The following is an 18,768-nucleotide window of genomic DNA, read 5'->3' as shown; positions in this document are numbered from 1 at the left end:
GCCCTCCGGCTGGAAATATATGCCGGATGGCGCGTCCCTCTAAGCCTCCCGAATATGAGCGCCGGGGATCGTCCGTTCGTAGCAGCCATAGCCTTTCACCGTCCCGTTGAGGAGGAGGCTGACGGACTGCTCGTCGACCACGCGCGTCGGACCCGGATCGGTAGGATAGACGCCGACATATGTGTCGTTGGGCGAAGCGAGCGACAGGTAGGAGCTGCCGTGGAATCCAGCCGTGTCGATGACCAGCGTGCCGTTCTCATAACTCAGCACCGTCCGGATCAGCTTTTGGTCGTCATCCACATGGTTGCATCGTTCGATCTGTTCGATCCTGGCTTCGAAGCTCTTGCCATCCTCGTAGATGACGGCCTCTGAAAACACGACCTGTTCACCCTGATCGATTTCCGCATCGAAGAGCAGGAAGGACAAGCCGTTTTCAAAATAGCCCTGAAACCACTGATGGCTGTGCAGATTGCGGTTGTCGCGCCCGCCAAGGCTGTGATCCCGGTTGGCCATCGCGTTGAAAGAGAATTGCTCACTGCCGACGCGGATTGATCCGGAAAGAAGACCGGGCTGTTCGATGTGGCCAGCAGGGAGAAATTCCTGCAACGCGCCCACCTTATGGAGATCCCAGATGTCGGCCGTCGATGTGAAGGTCAGGTCAAACGAAGCAGGCGTACGCCGTCCGTCTCCCACCAGCCCGTCGAGCATCTGCGCGGCGGGAACACGCATCACGCCACCGTTGAAGCGGTAAGTCAGCTTGCGTCCAGGCTCCACGATCCGCACCGCCAGATGAGGTCCGCCCGGCCCATCCTCAGCGGCATGGGCATTGCCGATGGCTCGATGGGCAATGACCGTGTTGTCGGGCAAGCGGATGATGACGACCTCACGAAAGAGGGTTAGGTCATGATGCCAGCGGCCGATGTGGAACCAGAGGCCCACGCCCGATTGCGGATCGAACCCGGCGAGACAGAAATTCTCGCTCCAATTGTCGATATCGGGAAAGGCGCCCTCCCAGGGCGTTTCCTTCAGCGGGATGTGCATGATCTTCTCCAACGCAGGGGGAGCGCCCACGCCTTTAGCGGACGGAGGGAAACACCGGCGCGCGCTTTTCGAGAAAGGCTGTCACGCCCTCTTCGAAATCAGCGTCGCCGACGCAGGCGACGATGCCGTCTGTTTCTGCATCAAGGACCTGCGCAAGGCTGCGCGCGGCCGCTTCATTGACCAGCTTTTTCGCGGCCACGACGGCGCGCTGCGGCGCCTGCGCGAGGCGGCGGGCGATCTTCATCGCTTCCCCTTCCAGCGCTTCTGCTTCAACGATCTTGTGGAGCATGCCCAAGCGGTGCGCTTCAGCGGCATCGACCTTTGCCCCCGTCAGCAGCAGCATGCGGGCCATGCGCGTTCCCACCACCTGCGGAAGCACCGCTGTCACGCCGCCATCGGGACTGAGTCCGACACGCTGGTGGGCGAAGACGAAAGTCGCGCTTTCGTCGCCAATCGCATAGTCGGCGATCAGGGGGTAGAACAGTCCCGCGCCCGCGACCGCTCCCCGTACCGATGCAAGGATTGGCCGATCGAACGCGACGACGGCCTCCACCAAGTGTCGTGCCAACGGAAGGCGGCGAGCGAAATCCGCCTGCCGCACCCCCGCCTCCTGCTTGATCGAGTCCGCAAAGCTCGCGACGTCGCCGCCTGCCGAAAAAACCTTGCCCTCGCCCCGGACCAGGATGCAGCGCACGGTTCGATCCGCCTGCGCCGCGCGGAAAAGTTCAGTCAGCAGCGGCACCATCGCCTTGGGAATGGCGTTGCCCTGTTGCGGCCGGTTGAATGACAGACGCAGGACGCCATCTTCCAAATCGACCAGATAGCTTTCGTCCGGCGCCGATTGAAGCATGACCGCTATTCCTTCCCTGCTGATCAGACGAGCGCTTTGCGAACGGCCGCCTGGATCGTATCGGCGCTGGGCGCGAACGCCTGCTCCAGCGGTTTGGAAAATGGCACGGCGCAATAGGCTGCGCCCACCCGCTGGACCGGGCCTTTGAGCGTGCCCCACAGTTCCTCGGAGATGACCGACGCGATTTCGGCGCCGATGCCGAACTGCTTCACCGCCTCATGCACGACAACCGCCCGGCCGGTCTTGCGCACAGAGGCAAGCACGGTTTCGCGATCCCAAGGCGATATGGTGCGAAGATCGATGACCTCGACCGAGATCCCCTCCGCTGCCAGTGCGTCCGCGACGGCCAGGCTGAGCGTTACCATCAGCGAATGCGCGATGATCGTCACATTGGCGCCTTCGCGAGCGATGCGCGCCTTGCCGATCGGCACCAGCTGCTTGGTCACCGGCGCGGGGGTCCAGTAGCTTGGCATATTCTCGATGAACAGCACCGGATCGGGGTCGTCGATCGCCGCCCGCATCAGGCCATAGGCATCATCGGGGGTTGAAGGCGCGACCACCTTAATGCCTGCCGTATGGGCGAACCACGCCTCAAGATAGTCACTATGCTGGCCACCCGTGGAGAAGCCCGAGCCCGTCATGGTGCGGATGACCATCGGCACGCCGGTCTGGCCGCCCGACATGAAGCGCAGCTTGGCGGCATGGTTGAAGATCATGTCCATCGGGACCGCGATGAAGTTCATCAGCATGATCTCGGCCACCGGCTTGTAGCCGCCGACGGCAGCGCCGATCGCCGCGCCGATGATCGCCTGTTCGGATATGGGCGTGGATTTGACGCGCTCTTCGCCGAAGCGGGTGGACAGCCCCTTGGTCACGCCCATGACGCCGCCATCCTGCGGATCGGCGACATCCTCGCCAAGGACGATCACCTTGGAATCGGTCTCCATCGCATCGTGAAGGGCCAGATTGATGGCCTCCACCATCGTCATCTTCTTGGGTTCGGTGTCCTGCGACGCGGGTGAAGCCTGCGCGGCGGATGCAGTGATTGTGTCGGTCATTGCCATTACCTCAAGCGATTTCTTCAGCGAACACGTCACGCTTCAGTTCGGCGACGTCGGGGAAGTCTGCCGCCATGGCGGCTTCGATCGCGGCCACGATCCGGCTGTCCGCGTCCCGTTCGATTTCGGCTAGGTCCGCTTCCGTGGCGATGCCTTCGGATAGCAGCCGGGTACGAAGGACGGGCATCGGGTCCTTGGTCTGCGCCTCGGCATAGATCGCCTTGTCCATGTAATGACCTGCCTCACCGAGGATATGGCCATTGAAGCGGAAGGTCATGGCCTCGATCAGTGTCGGCCCCTCCCCCGCCCGGGCGCGTTCAATCGCCACCTTGGCAGCGCCGAACATCTCATCCGGGTCGTTCCCATCGACGGTCACGCCGGGCATCCCATAAGCCGCAGCCCGATCCGAAATGCGGTCGATCGCGCGCGAATATTCGGGAGCCGTATGCTCGGCATAATGGTTGTTCTGGCACAGGAAAATGACGGGCAGCTTCCACACGGCCGCCATGTTCATCGATTCATGGAAGGCGCCGATATTCGTCGCCCCGTCGCCAAAGTTCGCGACGGACACCCGGTTGCGGCCGTCGAGTTTCGCTGCCCAGCCAAGGCCGGTGGCGATCGGCATGGACGATCCCACGATACCGGTCGTCACCATCATGCCCTTTTCAGGGCAGGTCAGGTGCATCGGCCCGCCCTTGCCCTTGCACGTGCCGGTCACCTTGCCTGCAAGTTCCGCCCACAGCTCATCCAGAGGAAAACCCTTGGCCAGCATGTCGTGGATGCCGCGATAGATGGTGCAGATATAATCGTCATCATCCAGGCTGACGGAGATTGCCGAGGGGATGATTTCCTGCCCGCGCGGGCTGTAATAGGGCATCACCAGCTTTCCCGCCATCATCTGCTTGATGACATGTTCGTCATTCTGCTTGATGAGCGTTGCCTTGCGATAGATTTCCAGGAGCGTTGCCGCGTCTGGTTTTGGCCAATTGGACATGTCATCCACTCCAGCTGATTTTCTTAATAGGACTTCGGCAGATCCAGGACTTTTTCCGCGATGAAGCTCAGGATCAGTTGCTCGGTGATCGGCGCGATCCGCATCAGGATTGACTCGCGGAACAGCCTTTCCACCTGATATTCGGTCGAATAGCCCATGCCGCCATGCGTCATGACGGCGCGGGTGCAAGCGTCAAAGGCAGCGCGGCCACCCAGGAACTTGCCCGCATTCGCCTCCGCGCCGCAGGATTTACCCGTGTCATACAAGTGCGCCGCCCGCATGATCATCCAATAGGCGGATTCCAGATAGGTCCAGTTTTCCGCCAGCGGATGTTGGATGCCCTGATTCTGGCCGATATAGCGGCCGAACACCTTGCGCTCGCCGGCATATTTGGCCGCTCGCGCCAATGCTCCCCGGCCCAGCCCGACCGCTTCGATGCCAACGAGTATGCGTTCGGGATTGAGGCTGTGCAGGATGTAATGGAACCCCTTGCCCTCTTCACCGATCCTGTCCTCATCCGGCACGAAATAATCATCGATGAAGGTGGCGTTGGAATCCACCGCGTTCCGGCCCATCTTGGGGATACGGCGCACCTCAATCTGACTTTTGTCGAGGTCGGTGTAGAACAGCGTCATGCCGTCCGTGGGCTTCTTGCATTGTTCCTTGGGCGTCGTGCGGGTCAGCAGCAGGATTTTGTTCGCGACCTGCCCGGACGATGTCCAGATTTTGCGGCCAGTGACGCGATATCCGCCAGGCACCTTCGTCGCGAAGGTCTTGATGCTTGTCGTGTCGAGCCCGGCGTCCGGCTCCGTCACGCCGAAACAGGCGCGATCCGTGCCCGCGATCAGCGGTTCGAGCATACGCTTCTTCTGCTCGGCCGTGCCGTGAACCACCACGGCATGGGGGCCGAAGATGTTGAGGTGGATCGTGCTTGCCGCCGAATAGCCGCCTGCGCTTGCCGACACCTCATGCATCATGATGGCGGCTTCGGTTACGCCCAGATTGGCACCGCCAAATTCCTCGGGCATGGTGATGCCCAACCATCCGGCATCAGCCATCGCCTTGTGGAATTCGGATGGGAAGGTCTTTTCATCTTCGCAGCGGGACCAATAATCGTCCCCGAACTGGTCGCACACCTTCCGCACACTGTCACGGATGGCTTCCTGTTCTTCTGATAAGCTTATATCCACTGCACTGCTCTCTTTGCGCGGGGCTTGCCGATTCAAGCGCGCCCAAACATTGGTACGCGATATTACTATATGCTCCACTCCCTATGTCAAGCGCGCTGAGGGGTAGCGCGGAAAAGGATGGATTTTGACCTCCTGCAATGCGTCTGTTGATTAATATGTCATCGTACCATATGCATGCGGTCTAAAGAGGAAGCCGATGACAAACGCACGTCATATTTGGGCCGTGGCCGAAGCCTTGCAGCGAGAGGTGCGCCCCTTCGTCACCGACAGCGATGCACGCGCCACGCTGGACAATGGCATACGAGTCCTGACCGCTACGGCCAATGGATTGGAAATGGGGCCATCTGCCTTCATGGACTCGCCCAGTCCGGTGCAGCTCGTTGACACAGACCGATTAGGAGGCCCCGCTGAAAACGCCGCCGCCTATCGAACGACGGGCGCGGTCATCACAGACGTGGCCGGATGTCTGGACCGGGGCGATCAACTTACCGCTTTCAGGGACGCGATAGCCGGTGAGCGCGGACTTCTGGAGTCAGCCGTCGCGCGCATGGACGATGTCGAGCGCGCCGCGCCCCGGCAGGTGGGAGCAGATAAGGACTCCATCGATCCCAAAAGATTGGAAGCCTATCTCCGGCAGCGAACCGGGCGCGAAGGATTGCGCGTCGATTCGTTCAAGCTGGTCGTCGGCGGCAGATCGCGCCAGACGGCGCTGCTTGGCCTCACAGATATGGGCGATCTTCCTGCCCGGCTGGTCATCCAGCGCGGCATCCCCAATCTTGCCACCAATGACAGCTTCCTGGACGAGCTGACACAGTTCAATTTGCTGGACCTGCTGCATAAGGCGGGCATGCGCGTGCCAGCCCCGGTTATGGTCGAAACGGACCCCGCGTGGCTCGATGCCCCCTTCATGCTGGTCGAGCATGCTCCGGGCACGACAGCGCAACCGGAATATTGGCTGCCAGTCGCTGACCGCAATGTAGTGCTGGATCTGGCCAGGCAGATGGCGATCCTGCACAAGCAGCCGGTCGAAGAAGTGGGACAGGGCCTGCGCCCTTCGCGCAGTTCATTCGACACTGAAAGCTGGCAGGCGGAACTGGCTGAGATGGCGAGCGAATGGCACGCCCTTGCCCGCTGGCCTTCGATTACCATGTCGGCCGCCATTTCCTGGCTGCGCGCCAATGTCGACTGTCTGGATGACCGGCGATCGATCGTCCACAATGACATGATTTTTCATAATGTTCTGGCCGAGAACGGCAACATCACCGCGGTTCTTGACTGGGAGCAGGCGGCGATCGGTCATCCGGGTGAGGACCTTGGCTATTGTTACCCGGTCGTAATCGCGGCGACTGACTGGGAAAGTTTCATGGATGCCTATCGCGCTGCGGGCGGCCTGGACATTCCGCAGAGGCAGATTGATTATTTCGCTCTACGTGCCGGATTACGGCTCATGAATCTGGTGCTCAAGGGCGGACGCGATACCTTTGAGAAGGGTCTGAGCGACGACATATTGGTTGCAAGCGCAGGGGCGCATTTCACCCAGCGGCTGATGCACCGCATCGCCCTGGTGTTGCATTCCGTGCTGAAGCGTTCGTGATGTCCCTCGTAGAACCGTTCGCGCTTCACGTTCCGCAGGAGCAGCTTGACGATCTGGGCCAGCGGCTGGAGCGGACGCGCTGGCCGGATGAGGAGCCTGTATCAGGCTGGGAACAGGGCGTCCCGTCAGCCCGGCTGCGGGTTCTGGTCGATCATTGGCGGACAAATTATGATTGGCGGAAATGCGAGGCGCTGCTTAACGGCCTTGGCCAGTTCCGCACGCGCATCGACGGGCTGGACATCCATTTCCTCCACATCCGTTCGGCCGAGCCGGACGCGATGCCGCTCCTGCTGACACATGGCTGGCCTGGTTCAGTGCTGGAGTTCCGCAACGTCATCGGCCCGCTGACCGATCCGCTTTCCCATGGCGGGAAGGCTTCAGACGCATTCCACCTCATCATACCCTCTCTCCCCGGTTATGGGTTTTCCGAAAAGCCTCCCGTCAGTGGTTGGGGAGTGGAACGGATCGCCAAAGCGTGGGCCGAGTTGATGCGGCGGTTAGGGTATGAGCGTTATGTGGCGCAGGGCGGCGACTGGGGTTCGTTGGTGACGATGTGCCTCGCCGTCGATGAGCCTGCGGAGCTGGCGGCCGTCCACTTCAACATGCTCTCCATCGTGCCGCCCGATCTGGGGGGCTCTCTCGATCCTGAAGCGCAGACAGCGCTGGAATCGATGCGGCAGTTTAATGACGTGGAATCCGCCTATGCCCGGCTTCAGGCGACCAAGCCGCAAACGATCGGCTTTGCGCTGGCGGACTCCCCGATCGGCCAGGCAGCGTGGATTTATGAAAAGCTGCAACGCTGGTCCGATTGCGACGGGGTGCCGGAAAGCGTCTTCTCTCTGGACGAGATGCTGGACAACATCACCCTTTATTGGCTGACCAACAGCGGCGCGTCGTCCGCGCGGCTCTATTGGGAAAGCATGAGCGGTTTCCGGCCCAGAAATGTCCGGGTGCCGCTGGGGTACAGCCACTTTCCGCGTGAGATCATCTGGCCTGCCCGCGCATGGGCAGACCGTTACTTTGAAAACATCATTCACTGGAACAATGTCGATAAGGGCGGCCACTTCGCCGCCTGGGAACAACCCGACATCTTCGTGCGCGAACTCCGCGACTGCTTCCGGGCGCTCCGCGGCTGACTGCATGTCCGGCGAAGCGCGATCCAATCACTGATATTGAGGGCATATAATGGCGTCTGAGAACATACTCCCCCTGACGGGCATCAGGGGAATCATCGCGCAGAAGATGAGTGAAAGTCTGCAAAAGACCGCCCAGCTCAGCTTCTTCTGCGACATTGACGCATCCGCGCTTGTCGCTGCCCGCAATAGCTGGAAAGCGGCCGACACGAAATTGGGCTATGAAGATCTGATCATCGCCGCCCTGACATCCATCCTGCGCGATTTTCCCCTGTTCAATGCGGTGGAGACGGATCGTGGCGTGGAGCCGCAGGAGCAGATTCACGTCGGTTGCGCAATCGCGCTGCCCGGCGCGCTGGTCGCACCGGCCATTTTCGATGCAGGCAACCTTTCCCTGCCCGACATTGCGGAGCGACGCGCGGACTTGGTGGCGCGGGCCAGGGTGAACAAGCTCACCATCGCCGAACTCACAGGCGCCACGGTGACGGTCACCAATCTGGGCCTGACGCGCGTCGAGCATTTCACGCCGATCCTCAGCTATCCTCAGCAAGCGATCGTCGGCCTGGGGCGCATGACAGCGAAGCCTTGGGTAGCGGAAGATGGCGAGACCATAGTGGTGAGGCCGGTTATGGGCTTGTCGCTGACCGTCGATCACCGGATCATTGATGGCGCTCCTGCGGGCGATTTCCTCACCCGTTTGGCGCAGGAACTGGAAAGCGGCGCTGCCTTCTCTCCTCCCACGATCTGACCCGCAGCTGACAAGAAAGGGGCCGCGTATCATCCGATGCGCGGCCCTTTTGGCCTTACCATGCCATTTCTGGCGAAATAGCGTGGCTCAGCCCCCCTTTTTGCCTTCAAGATAGAGATCCAGCTCAGCATAGAAATGCTGGATCCGGCGCTCCTGCTCGGAAAAGACGATGGTGCCGTTCAGTCCCTTTGATCGCATGCCGCGCTGCATCGTCACCATGTTGGCGATGTCCTGCTCGACCACTTCACCTGCCATGGGGTTTTCGTGGGTGGAACGACGGATCGGCGGGCGAACCTTGCCCGAAACGTCGACATCGTCCTCCACGCCCATATAGGCTGGCGGCCGCCGACCTTCCGCCAGCTTGGCAGACAAGACGAAGACGTCCTGATATCCGCGTTCCGGGTCGGTCGGATGAGGCCGGAACCGCTGGAGCAATATGCCTTCGGGATGCATGTTCATCGTCACGTTCGGGAACAGCGACGGGTTCCAGTCATCGGTCAGCTGATTGTCGGTATAGCCGGAATAATCCACGCCAAAGGGATTGTTCTCGCTGCGCTTGGCCTGCTGCAACGTCCGACGAACATGCCGCGCATCGCCTTTAAGCGCAGACATCTTCACGCCCGCTTCCTGAAGAAAATAGGCGAGACCGACATTGACGAAGCGATTGTCCGGCCAGCGAGGGCTGACAGAGCCTACCGAGAACAGATTGCGATTATGCCCGTTCCGGTAGAAGTCGTACTGGACATAATGGTCATCGACATAGGGTTTGATCTGGGGATGCGTCGCGTGCGCGTGGTACGTCTCATTGAACGCCGAGTACATCGTCTTCCAGTTTGCGGGGATATCGACCGTCAAATGCTTGACGACGAACATCTCCTCAATCTTGTAGGAAGCGAGCATCGGCAGAAGATCGGCGTAATATTCCTCAAACGGCATCGGATTGGGATTCATGCTGACGAACACCAATCCGCCCCACTCCCTGACATGGACCGGGGTCAGGTCCAGGTTCTGGCACAGCGCCTCCTCGCGGAATGTCTCCCGGTCGGTCACGCGTACATTCTTACCGTTCAGGTTGAACCGCCAACTGTGCACGATGCAGGTAAAGGACGTGGCGCCGTGGCCGAAATCATCCTGTACCAGTTCGTTTCCGCGATGTTTGCATACATTGTAGAAGGCCGCCACGCCTTCCTTGTTGCGGACAATGATCATGGACTGCTTGCCGACGTCGAACCGAAACCAGTCGCCGACATTGGGAATATCGCTGGAAACCCCCGCCAGCAGCCAGACCTTGCTCCACAACCGCTCCTCCTCGGCCGCCATCACCGCCGGATCGATGGACCTGCTGGTTTTGACGGTACGATAATCGGCGATATTAGGATGGAGGTCTTCCAGACGCCAAGGCGACTTTTTTTCAAAGTCGGCGGTGACTTCCCCCGGCTCCAGGATAAAGCTTTCCGGATCAGACAGTTGTTCTTTAATCGGACGGTCGTTGAACCGGATTTCCGCGTAGCGAGCATTGGCCGCCATTTATCTTACTCCTGAGTACCCCCGGATCAGAACTGGACACGCTTCGTAAAGCCGCCGTCGATGACCAGATTGGCCCCCGTAACGTAGTCGGCCGCCGGGCTGGCGAGGAATACGATCGACTTCGCAACCTCCTGGGGTGATCCCAGACGTCCCATCGGAATCTGGGCAACGATACCGTTATAGAGGTCCGGCATGAGCGCCTTGGCCCCTTCCCAGTTCCCGCCCGGATAGCTGATCGGGCCAGGCGTCACCATGTTCACACGCACGCCCTTCGCCGCCCAGACCTGCGACAGCTGTTTGCCGTAGGTAATCAGCGCCGCCTTTATGGCGTTGAACGCCTGGGGCATCAGGAATGTTTCGATTGCGGCCGTGCTCGACATGAAGATGACCGAGCCAGCTTGCGACTTTTCAAGATACGGCTCGAGTGCTTCGCATGCATCGACCGCGCCCAGCATGTCGATACGATAGCTTTCGTCCCAGTCCATGGCGCCTTGCGCGCCCGACGAGCTGATCGAATGGATGAATATGTCGCACCCGCCAAGTTCTTCGGCAAGGCCCGTCAGCATCGCCTTATACCCTTCGCGGTCCTCCAGCGTGAATTCCCGTGTGACGGCCTTGCCGCCCAACTCGCTGTTAAATTCCTCCAGCGCGTCTCCGTTGCGCGAGAAGAGGCCCAACTGCGCGCCTTCCGCAGCGAACAGTTCGGCGGCGGCGCGGCTGATCCCGCGGGTCGCGCCGCCCATGATGACCTTCAATCCTGACAAGCCCAGATCCATGAACCCTCTCCCATTTTTGGATAATGACTGGCAAAGCCGAACGACCGGCCTCCGCGCCCCATTATCATTACTATGCTAGCATACTATTTTCAATAGCCGACATTAGTCATTTTTCCAGTAAAGTTGATCCATGCCTTCGCCAGCGTCGAAGCGTGCCTGGATCGCCTTCATGCTGGCCAAGCTGTCGGGGTGCGCGAACAGCCCCTGGCTGATCAGCTGGTCGTTCTCGATGCCTTGGCTCTGGTTGAGATCTTCCGCTTCGCCCAGCATCTTCTTCATCCCGGCAACCGACTGCGGCGGGAGCGATGCGATATGCCGCGCGAGCGCAAGCGCCTCCTCGACTGCTTTGCCTTTGGGAACCACGCGATTAAGGCCGCCAAGCTCATATAGCCGCTGCGCGGTCAGGGGGCGCCCTGTCAGGACGACTTCTGCGGTGGCCGTCCGTCCTATCAGACGCATCAGGCGGGACGTTCCACCGATCCCGGTGCCTGCGCCAATGGCTACTTCCGGCTGGCTGAAGCGCGCCTGCTCCTCCGCGACCCGCAAGTCACATCCCCAACCCAGCTCACAACCGCCGCCCGATGTGTCACCGTTGATCGCGGCAATCGTGACCGCAGGTCCACGGTTGAGAAGCTGGAGCGAGCGGAACCACCCGGCGGGATCACCGGTGGCGGCCTTACCTTCGACCAGGTTCACGATGTCGCTCAGATAGGCATGTTCGAGCCAATGCCCCTCCATGGATGACGCGAGCACGATGACGCGGGCCTTTTGCTCGATCGCCGCCTCCAATGCATCCGCAAGCAGGCTCACCGTGGCGCAGGTGGTAAGGCTTCCCGATACGCCGCCATCGCCCACCGTGATCAATGCGATGCCATCAGCAGGCCATTGCGTGTCCACATTTCCCTTCACGTGCTTCTCTCCTGATTCTGGCAGATCGCGTTTGAGTATCGCTCAACGCTCCTTGACAATCGTCACTACAATATGGCGCATAAACATACAAATGTCATTTATTGATGCAGGCAGGGCCATGATGCAAGATGATGGGACAAGGCCACCGCCAAACGTCGACATGATTCGCAGCGGCATCCGGCACGGAACAAAGGGGGATGAGGGTGGCGAGAAGCAGTGACAAGATGAAGCGGGCGAAAAAGTCGGATAACGACGCGCAACAATGCTCATTCCCGATGTTCAAGAAGACATTGGCATATCAGGCGCAATTGCTGGCCCGTATCACGCAAGCGGATTATCTTGAGAGAATCAGGATGACAGGAATAGCGCCCGCGCAAGCCTATGTTCTTGGAGAATTATGGCTGGAAGAACCTCTCTCTCAGGTAGAATTGTCGCGAAGACTCGAGATTGGCAAAGCCACAATCGGACAGACGCTTCAGAGGCTTGAGAAAGCAGGCATAATAGAGCGGCGGCGGGTCGCGGCCGATCGGCGGTTGGTGATGGTTCACTTGACCGCAAAAGGGCAGACATTGCACCAGCCGCTGAAGATCGGCGCGGTGGAGCAGGACGAGCTGCTTTCGCGAAAGCTGGGGTCCGAACGAATCGCTATGCTGACGGACCTTCTGGAGGAGTCAAACCGACTCCTGTCAGGCAGCTTGCCGATCGACGCGGGCGGAACGGAGGTATTGGACTGAGGCAAATTCCGCGCCGTTCGCATATTTTTGCGGTCGATAGTATGCTAGCGTTCTAAGTTCTGCTATCTGTTGTTACAAGGTCGAGCGAACCCAAGCATCACTGGGAGAGGACATGAAGTTCGAGCATTATGAAACCCTGGCTTTCGAGCGTGAGGGGCGGGTTCTGACCATAAGGATGAACCGCCCAGACGTGCTGAATGCCGTCAGTTCCGCCCTCCATGAGGAAATGGCCCGCGTCTTCTTCGACGCTGCGGATGACCCCGAGAGCGACATCATCGTTCTGACCGGATCAGGCAGCGCCTTTTCCGCAGGCGGCGACCTGGAGTGGCTGGAAAACCAGGCCGCAGGCCGCCGTGAGCCTTTCGTCAATGATGCAAAGAGCATGCGGCGCATCGTCATGGGGCTGCTCGACTGCCCCAAGCCGGTGATCGCAAAGGTAAATGGCGACGCGATCGGATTCGGCGCGTCCATTGCCCTATTGTGCGACATCGTCATCGCCGCCGATCATGCCCGCTTCGCCGACCCCCACGTTAAGCTGGGCCTTGTGGCCGGTGACGGGGGCGCTCTGATCTGGCCGCAACTGATCGGTTTCGGCAAGGCGAAGCATTATCTGCTGACCGGCGAAGCAATCGGCGCGGTGGAAGCGGAAAGATGCAATCTGATCAGCTTCGTGGTTCCGGCGGCCGAACTGGACGGCTATGTCGCCAAATATGCGGAACGCCTCGCTCGCGGCGCGCAATCGGCAATACGTTACACCAAATCGGTCACCAACATCGCCCTGCGGCAGTTGTTCAGTTCCGTGTTCGAAGCTGGCGTCGCTTATGAAGGACTGGCGACCTACACCGCCGATTTCGGCGAAGCGTTGCGTGCGGTTCGCGAAAAGCGGCACCCGTCCTTCACTGGCCGTTGATGGCGGCTCGAAGGATTGGGCGCTTTCCATCTTGCGTTCCCCTGCATTACGTATGTATGCATATGGTATTGATACACACTATATAGGGCTAGGTTGAGCCGATGGATCCCGCCTACAGTGAAGAGGATAAGGCGTTCAGAGCTGAAATCCGTGCGTTTGTGGAAGCCAACCTTCCAGCGGAGCTCGCCCGGCGCGGCCGCCACGACTTTCATCCCCACCGCGAGGATCAGGCGGCATGGACGCGCATTCTCGCCGAGCGGGGATGGTCGATGCCGCACTGGCCCGCCGCCCATGGCGGTCCCGGCTGGAGCGCGGTTCAGCGGTTCATCTTCGAGGATGAGACGCGCCGCGCCTATGCGCCAACCGCAGACCGGATCGGTGCCGAACTGGTCGCGCCTGTCATCTACACCTTTGGTTCCGAAGAGCAGCGGCAGGCCTATCTTCCCGGCATAAGGCTGGGCGAGACATTCTGGGCGCAGGGATTTTCGGAGCCGGGCGCGGGTTCCGATCTGTCATCGCTGCGCACGCGCGCGGTGAGGGATGGCGATCATTATATCGTCAACGGGCAAAAGACCTGGACGACCGAAGGGCATCATGCCGACATGATGTTCATGCTTGTGCGGTCGAACCCTGACGTCAAACCGCAGGCTGGCATATCGTCGCTGGTCGTGGACTTGAAGATGCCCGGCATCACCCGCCGCCCGATCTGGACATTGGACGAGGGACTGACGGTCAACGAATTCTTCTTCGACGATGTGCGCGTGCCAGTGGAAAACCTCATCGGGGAGGAAGGGCAAGGCTGGACCCACGCCAAGTTCCTGCTGGGGAATGAGCGCACCAACAGCGCCGAAGTCCCGCACACCCGGCGTGACATCGCGCAGCTTCGCGAAATCGCTCGGATCGAGAGGAAGAACGGGCGTCCGTTGATCGAAGACCCGCTCTTTCGCGCAAAGCTGGCCCGTATCGAGATCGACACGAAATCGCTGGAAATCGCGGTGCTGCGCGCACTGACATCCGACAATCATGGCAGCGCGTCCGTCGCATCTTTGGTCAAGGTTCGCGGGTCGGAACTGCGCCAGCGCGTGGCCGACCTCGCCGCCGAAGCATTGGGCGACCTTGGCATAGCCGTCAGCACCGATGGCGACGCCGAATATCGCCTGTACGATCAGGATCATGGCGTCAGCCCGACGCCGGAACATGGCATCGGCGTTGCGGCCAAGGCGATGTTCCGCCGCGCCACCACCATCTATGGCGGGGCGAACGAGATTCAGCGCACACTGATCGCCAAGACCGTCCTGGAGCTGTGACATCATGGATTTCAATTATACAGCCGAGCAGGACGCTCTGCGGGACAGCGTCAGGCGCTTCATCGAACGGGAATATGACTGGGAAAAGCGGTTCGCCATCATCCGATCGGCGGACGGGGTCGCGCCGGATCATTGGGGAGCCTTTGCCGAACTGGGCTGGCTTGGCGCGGGACTGACGGAAGAAGCGGGCGGTTTTGGCGGCGGCGTCACAGAAAATGCGCTGATAGCCGAGGAACTGGGGCGCGGTCTGGTGACCGAACCCTTTGTCGGCCATGTCCTCGCCACCCAATTGCTGGCGGCCATTGGATCGGACAGGGCAGGCGCCCTACTCGCGGACCTGATCATGGGCGAACAGCGCGCCGCTGTCGCTTTGCAGGAGCCTGTGGGGCGCGGCGACTGGCGGATTGTCGAAACACGCGCGGAAGGTTCGGGGTCGTCGCGGCTCCTCACGGGGGTCAAATCTCTGGTCGAGGGCGCGAACCACGCAAATATGTTCCTCGTGACCGCCCGGCATGATGATCAGGTCGGCATTTATCTCGTTAAACAGGGTCAAGCTGGTGTCGATTTGCGCCGCTATCGCACCCTGGACAATCGGCGGGTCTGCGACATCCATCTGGAGGGCGCGTCAGCCGAATTGCTAATCGAGGGCGCTGAGGCCGAACGTGCGATTGCCCTGGCCGTTGATCATGCCATCCTTGCCGTTTGCGGCGAAGCGCTGGGCATCATGGACGCTGCGCTCTGGGCAACGCGCGATTATCTGAAGGTCCGCAAGCAGTTCGGCACGACCATCAGCAATTTTCAGGCTCTTCAGCACCGCATGGCAGACATGCTGATAGAGGTGGAGATGACCCGCTCCGCGCTGTTCAATGCGCTGGGCGCGATGGACGAAGATGAGGCCGTCAGGACCGCCGCCGTGTCAGCGGCCAAGGTTCAGGCGTCTACGGGAGGGCTGTTCGTGGGCCAGCAGGCGATCCAGCTTCACGGCGGAATCGGCGTGACCGAAGAACTGAACATCAGCCACCATTATCGCCGCCTCTTCGTCATCGCGCGGCAGTTTGGCGACGCAGACCTGCATCTTGCTCGCTTTGCCCACGCTACGGATGAGGTGGAAGGTCGTTAGGATTGGGCAACATCGCGAAACAGGGCGACGTCCTGATTCCCCGCTTCACGGAGCGTAACAAGGCCCATTTCTTCGATCAGCCACTCTCCGTCTGCCAACCTGAAGCCATAAGATAGCAGGCCCCAAAGCTCATGAAGCGGCGGCGTCAACTCTTCGCAACTGGCCCAGCCATAGCGTTTGGCGCGCAGGGTCGCCCGCTCGGCCGTCACGGAGACGATCGGGTTGAGCAACATGTGGCAGGACGTCTTGGCGGGAGGATTGAGCGACGCGATCCCTGCCACCAACTCGTCCACAGGCACGACCGCAGCCTCATCGCCTACCAGAACCCCTATCCTCACAATGACCATGGGCGTGAAACTGCGTCTTACGCGCCGCCAATCTTTCGCATCAACGGCTTCGTCGAGCGCATATGCGGCTTTCAAGACCGCTTCGATAGGGTTGGGATGGGTCATGGCGCGCTAACCGACATGCGCCCGCCCCAGCGGATCGCCCGCCGGATGACTTCCATATAGACCGGACTGTCCCACGGTCCGACCTGCGGCTCAATCTCCGCGATGAAGGGTTGCATGTCATATCGTCCACAGCTGTGGCCCGGCGCCAGGAACAGCGCCTCGCCCGCGCCGTGACGATGCAGCACCGCTTGCGGACGCGGCGCATCCTCTAGCCATGGCCCCTTCACATAGCCGGGGGCATCGCCAGTATAGTGGGACTCGAGCAAGATTTCGCTCTCCCCTCGCAGTTCCAGAATATAGGGTTCGTCCACCACCTCGAAAGGCGGCAGGCCCGCTACGATCGGGTGGTCGGATACGGGGCGCACGGTAAAGGGCTGGGGCGCGAGGTGGGAGAGAAAGCGGCAGCCCAAAAGATCCATATAGGCCGGATGCCGGTCTGGCGTGTCCGTAAGGCCGGGCAGTTTTATGCCGCCAATCTCCACCGCTGGGCCGGAAAACTCGATGTACGCCGCGCTGCCATGGACGGCGAGCCACCTTCCGCCGCGCGCCAGGAATTGCTCCAATTCTGACAGCGCCTCGCCTTCTGGGAAGATGTTCGTGGTGTAGGTCAACAGAAAATCAGCGGTCCTCAGCGCGTCCAGATCATGAAAATCGTTGGTGCATGTCGCCCTGATGCGCTCATGCTCCCCCAACCGCTCCAGCAAGCGGCGGCGCACCATGTCGAAATCATGAAAGTTTCCACCAATTACGAGCAACGCCCGCACGATGCCGCTTGCCGGTTCATCCTTCATTGCTTTTCCCTTGCCATCGCTTCAGTTCCAATTCGCCTGCCCGCCATCCACCGGGATAGTCGCGCCGGTGATGTAGGCGGCATCATCGCTCGCGAGGAAAAGGACAGCGCGTCCGATATCGGACTGGGGATCACCGATCCGCCGCATGGGGATGGTGGACAGATAGGCGTCCGGTCCCTCCGGCTTGGCGTCCAGCCAGGCGAGCATGGCGGGCGACCCGGCAAGTGGCGCAATATTGTTCACGCGGATGCCGTCTGGTCCCCATTCGGATGCCGCCGCCCGCGTGATCGCGCCGATCGCCTGTTTCGCGGCCGAATAAACGGCGGTCCCGCTCGTGTCCCAGTTTACGGCGGTCGAAGAGACGATGTTGATGATCGCTCCGCCGCCGCGCCGCTTCATATGGGGATGAACCGCCTTCATCATGCGGAACGCCGCGAACGGTCCGCTCTCGAAGGTCAGCAAGAGCCCCTCATCATCGATGTCGAGCAGCGGCGCCAGCACCGCCTGCTGTGCATTGTTGACCAGGATATCGACGCCGCCATGGCGATCGACGGCATAGGCGAAGAGAGCCTCTATGTCCGCCGCGTTCCTCACATCGGCGGGTGGAGCCACATCCGACTGGCCACCCCCAGCCGCTATTTCGGCATGCACGGCGTCCAGCTTGGCCTTTGTGCGGCCTGCCAATATCACAATCGCTCCGCCAGCCGCCAAAGCCAGCGCGATGCCGCGCCCCACGCCCTGCCCTGCTCCCGTGACGAGCGCGATTTTGCCCATGATGTTCATATGACCGACCCTTCCCCCATCAATATTGCGCAGACTGACCGCCATCGATCGGGATGACGGCGCCGTTCACGAAGGATGAGTCGGCGGACAGCAGGAAGGCGACGACCGACGCGACCTCGTCTGGGGCGCCCATCCGGCGCATTGGATTATGCGCGACGAACTGCGCGGCGGCTTCCTGCCAGTCATCGGGATTTATTTGGCGCAGCGATGCTTCAACCAGTGGCGTCAGGATAGCGCCCGGAGCGACCGCGTTGATGCCGATTCCCATCGCGCCATATTCCAGCGCTGCGTTGCGGGTCAGGCCCACGATCGCATGCTTGCTGGCGGTGTAACCGGCCTGCCGCCCCGAGCCGCGGATACCTAGCGCGGAGGCAGTATTGACGATCCGGCCATGGCCCTGCCCCGCCATCACTTTCAGCACATGCTTCAGGCCCAGCAGGACACCTTTGGCATTGACCGCCATGATGCGATCGAAAAATTCGACATCGACATCCTCGGTAGCCACCTGCCGGTCTTCGATGCCCGCATTGTTGAAGAAACCGTCGATCGTGCCGAAGCGGGTCACGGTCTTTTCCACATAGGTGCGCACCTGATCTTCCTGCGACACATCAGCTTGCACCAGGAGAATTTCTGCCTCCGGGCAAAGCTCCCGGACGGCGCCGTTCGTTTCTTCCAGACCCTTGGCGTTCACATCGACCAACGCCAACTGCGCGCCATCCTGCGCACAGCGGATTGCTGCCGCCCGGCCAAGGCCCGAACCCGCGCCCGTGATGATGATGACCTTCCGTTCCAACCTTCCCATTGCCGCCTCTCCCACCGGGCCTTCCCCTGTCTGCTGAACATTGCCGCAG

Annotated in this window: 19 protein-coding genes; 7 read left to right on the top strand and 12 right to left on the bottom strand. The window is 60.7% G+C overall.

Features of this window, described 5'->3' with window-relative positions:
• Positions 1 to 39 precede the first annotated feature (39 nt).
• From ACYU81_RS17060 to ACYU81_RS17040, 5 genes are read right to left on the bottom strand one after another with little or no spacing between them, the layout of a single operon-like run.
• Entirely contained in the window at positions 40 to 1,041 is a 1,002-nt protein-coding gene (locus tag ACYU81_RS17060) for a hypothetical protein (protein ID WP_460988899.1), read from the bottom strand.
• 34 nt (positions 1,042 to 1,075) lie between these two features.
• A complete protein-coding gene (locus ACYU81_RS17055) occupies positions 1,076 to 1,891 on the bottom strand; it encodes an enoyl-CoA hydratase/isomerase family protein (RefSeq protein ID WP_460988898.1) in 816 nt (271 codons plus the stop codon).
• 23 nt (positions 1,892 to 1,914) lie between these two features.
• Positions 1,915 to 2,949, bottom strand: coding sequence for an alpha-ketoacid dehydrogenase subunit beta (locus ACYU81_RS17050; RefSeq protein WP_460988897.1), 1,035 nt, complete (start codon positions 2,947 to 2,949; stop codon positions 1,915 to 1,917).
• A gap of 10 nt (positions 2,950 to 2,959) precedes the next feature.
• Positions 2,960 to 3,943 carry a thiamine pyrophosphate-dependent dehydrogenase E1 component subunit alpha gene (locus ACYU81_RS17045; RefSeq protein WP_460988896.1) on the bottom strand — a complete coding sequence of 328 codons (984 nt, stop codon included), beginning with the start codon at positions 3,941 to 3,943 and terminating at the stop codon, positions 2,960 to 2,962.
• 23 nt (positions 3,944 to 3,966) lie between these two features.
• Entirely contained in the window at positions 3,967 to 5,133 is a 1,167-nt protein-coding gene (locus tag ACYU81_RS17040) for an acyl-CoA dehydrogenase family protein (RefSeq protein WP_449468906.1), read from the bottom strand.
• Positions 5,134 to 5,329: 196 nt separating this feature from the next.
• On the opposite strand from ACYU81_RS17040, the gene ACYU81_RS17035 reads away from it, so the two are divergent.
• Genes ACYU81_RS17035 through ACYU81_RS17025 form a run of 3 tightly spaced genes read left to right on the top strand, consistent with a single transcriptional unit; the run spans position 5,330 to position 8,608 of the window.
• Entirely contained in the window at positions 5,330 to 6,727 is a 1,398-nt protein-coding gene (locus tag ACYU81_RS17035; protein ID WP_460988895.1) for a phosphotransferase family protein, read from the top strand.
• Complete coding sequence (locus ACYU81_RS17030; RefSeq protein ID WP_460988894.1) at positions 6,727 to 7,863, top strand: epoxide hydrolase family protein; 1,137 nt, start codon at positions 6,727 to 6,729, stop codon at positions 7,861 to 7,863. Before ACYU81_RS17035 ends, ACYU81_RS17030 begins: the two co-directional genes overlap by 1 nt.
• Positions 7,864 to 7,912: 49 nt before the next feature.
• Positions 7,913 to 8,608, top strand: a complete 696-nt coding sequence (locus ACYU81_RS17025; protein ID WP_460988893.1) for a 2-oxo acid dehydrogenase subunit E2 — start codon at positions 7,913 to 7,915, stop codon at positions 8,606 to 8,608.
• A gap of 87 nt (positions 8,609 to 8,695) precedes the next feature.
• Here ACYU81_RS17025 and ACYU81_RS17020 read toward each other — a convergent pair whose 3' ends face one another.
• From ACYU81_RS17020 to ACYU81_RS17010, 3 genes are all read right to left on the bottom strand, one after another.
• Positions 8,696 to 10,135 (bottom strand): aromatic ring-hydroxylating oxygenase subunit alpha, encoded by a 1,440-nt coding sequence (locus ACYU81_RS17020; protein WP_449468902.1) that lies wholly within the window; start codon positions 10,133 to 10,135, stop codon positions 8,696 to 8,698.
• A gap of 26 nt (positions 10,136 to 10,161) precedes the next feature.
• Positions 10,162 to 10,911 carry an SDR family NAD(P)-dependent oxidoreductase gene (locus ACYU81_RS17015; RefSeq protein WP_460988892.1) on the bottom strand — a complete coding sequence of 250 codons (750 nt, stop codon included), beginning with the start codon at positions 10,909 to 10,911 and terminating at the stop codon, positions 10,162 to 10,164.
• A gap of 102 nt (positions 10,912 to 11,013) precedes the next feature.
• On the bottom strand, positions 11,014 to 11,820 hold the full coding sequence (locus ACYU81_RS17010) for an enoyl-CoA hydratase/isomerase family protein (protein ID WP_460988890.1): 807 nt from the start codon (positions 11,818 to 11,820) through the stop codon (positions 11,014 to 11,016).
• Positions 11,821 to 12,023: 203 nt separating this feature from the next.
• On the opposite strand from ACYU81_RS17010, the gene ACYU81_RS17005 reads away from it, so the two are divergent.
• From ACYU81_RS17005 to ACYU81_RS16990, 4 genes are all read left to right on the top strand, one after another.
• Positions 12,024 to 12,554 carry a MarR family winged helix-turn-helix transcriptional regulator gene (locus tag ACYU81_RS17005; protein WP_460988888.1) on the top strand — a complete coding sequence of 177 codons (531 nt, stop codon included), beginning with the start codon at positions 12,024 to 12,026 and terminating at the stop codon, positions 12,552 to 12,554.
• A gap of 112 nt (positions 12,555 to 12,666) precedes the next feature.
• Positions 12,667 to 13,464 carry an enoyl-CoA hydratase/isomerase family protein gene (locus tag ACYU81_RS17000; RefSeq protein ID WP_460988886.1) on the top strand — a complete coding sequence of 266 codons (798 nt, stop codon included), beginning with the start codon at positions 12,667 to 12,669 and terminating at the stop codon, positions 13,462 to 13,464.
• A gap of 101 nt (positions 13,465 to 13,565) precedes the next feature.
• Complete coding sequence (locus ACYU81_RS16995; RefSeq protein WP_460988884.1) at positions 13,566 to 14,771, top strand: acyl-CoA dehydrogenase family protein; 1,206 nt, start codon at positions 13,566 to 13,568, stop codon at positions 14,769 to 14,771.
• Between the two features lie 4 nt (positions 14,772 to 14,775).
• The gene (locus ACYU81_RS16990) at positions 14,776 to 15,891 is read left to right on the top strand and encodes an acyl-CoA dehydrogenase family protein (protein WP_460988882.1); all 1,116 of its coding nucleotides are present in this window, start codon (positions 14,776 to 14,778) and stop codon (positions 15,889 to 15,891) included.
• On the opposite strand, the gene ACYU81_RS16985 is transcribed toward ACYU81_RS16990, so the two are convergent.
• The 4 genes from ACYU81_RS16985 to ACYU81_RS16970 are packed head-to-tail and all read right to left on the bottom strand — an operon-like array spanning position 15,888 to position 18,719.
• Positions 15,888 to 16,343 (bottom strand): nuclear transport factor 2 family protein, encoded by a 456-nt coding sequence (locus ACYU81_RS16985; RefSeq protein WP_460988880.1) that lies wholly within the window; start codon positions 16,341 to 16,343, stop codon positions 15,888 to 15,890. The two genes, ACYU81_RS16990 and ACYU81_RS16985, sit on opposite strands and share 4 nt — an antisense overlap.
• The gene (locus ACYU81_RS16980) at positions 16,340 to 17,134 is read right to left on the bottom strand and encodes a ThuA domain-containing protein (RefSeq protein ID WP_460988878.1); all 795 of its coding nucleotides are present in this window, start codon (positions 17,132 to 17,134) and stop codon (positions 16,340 to 16,342) included. Before ACYU81_RS16980 ends, ACYU81_RS16985 begins: the two co-directional genes overlap by 4 nt.
• A 21-nt stretch (positions 17,135 to 17,155) precedes the next feature.
• Positions 17,156 to 17,917: an SDR family NAD(P)-dependent oxidoreductase gene (locus ACYU81_RS16975; protein WP_460988876.1), complete on the bottom strand. Its 762-nt coding sequence runs from the start codon at positions 17,915 to 17,917 to the stop codon at positions 17,156 to 17,158.
• Between the two features lie 19 nt (positions 17,918 to 17,936).
• Positions 17,937 to 18,719 (bottom strand): glucose 1-dehydrogenase, encoded by a 783-nt coding sequence (locus ACYU81_RS16970; RefSeq protein WP_460988874.1) that lies wholly within the window; start codon positions 18,717 to 18,719, stop codon positions 17,937 to 17,939.
• Between the last annotated feature and the right edge of the window lie 49 nt (positions 18,720 to 18,768).

It is taken from the genome of Sphingobium sp. TomTYG75, assembly GCF_054771635.1.
Note: the sequence above shows the minus strand (reverse complement) of the source record. Positions and strands in the feature narration are given on the sequence as shown.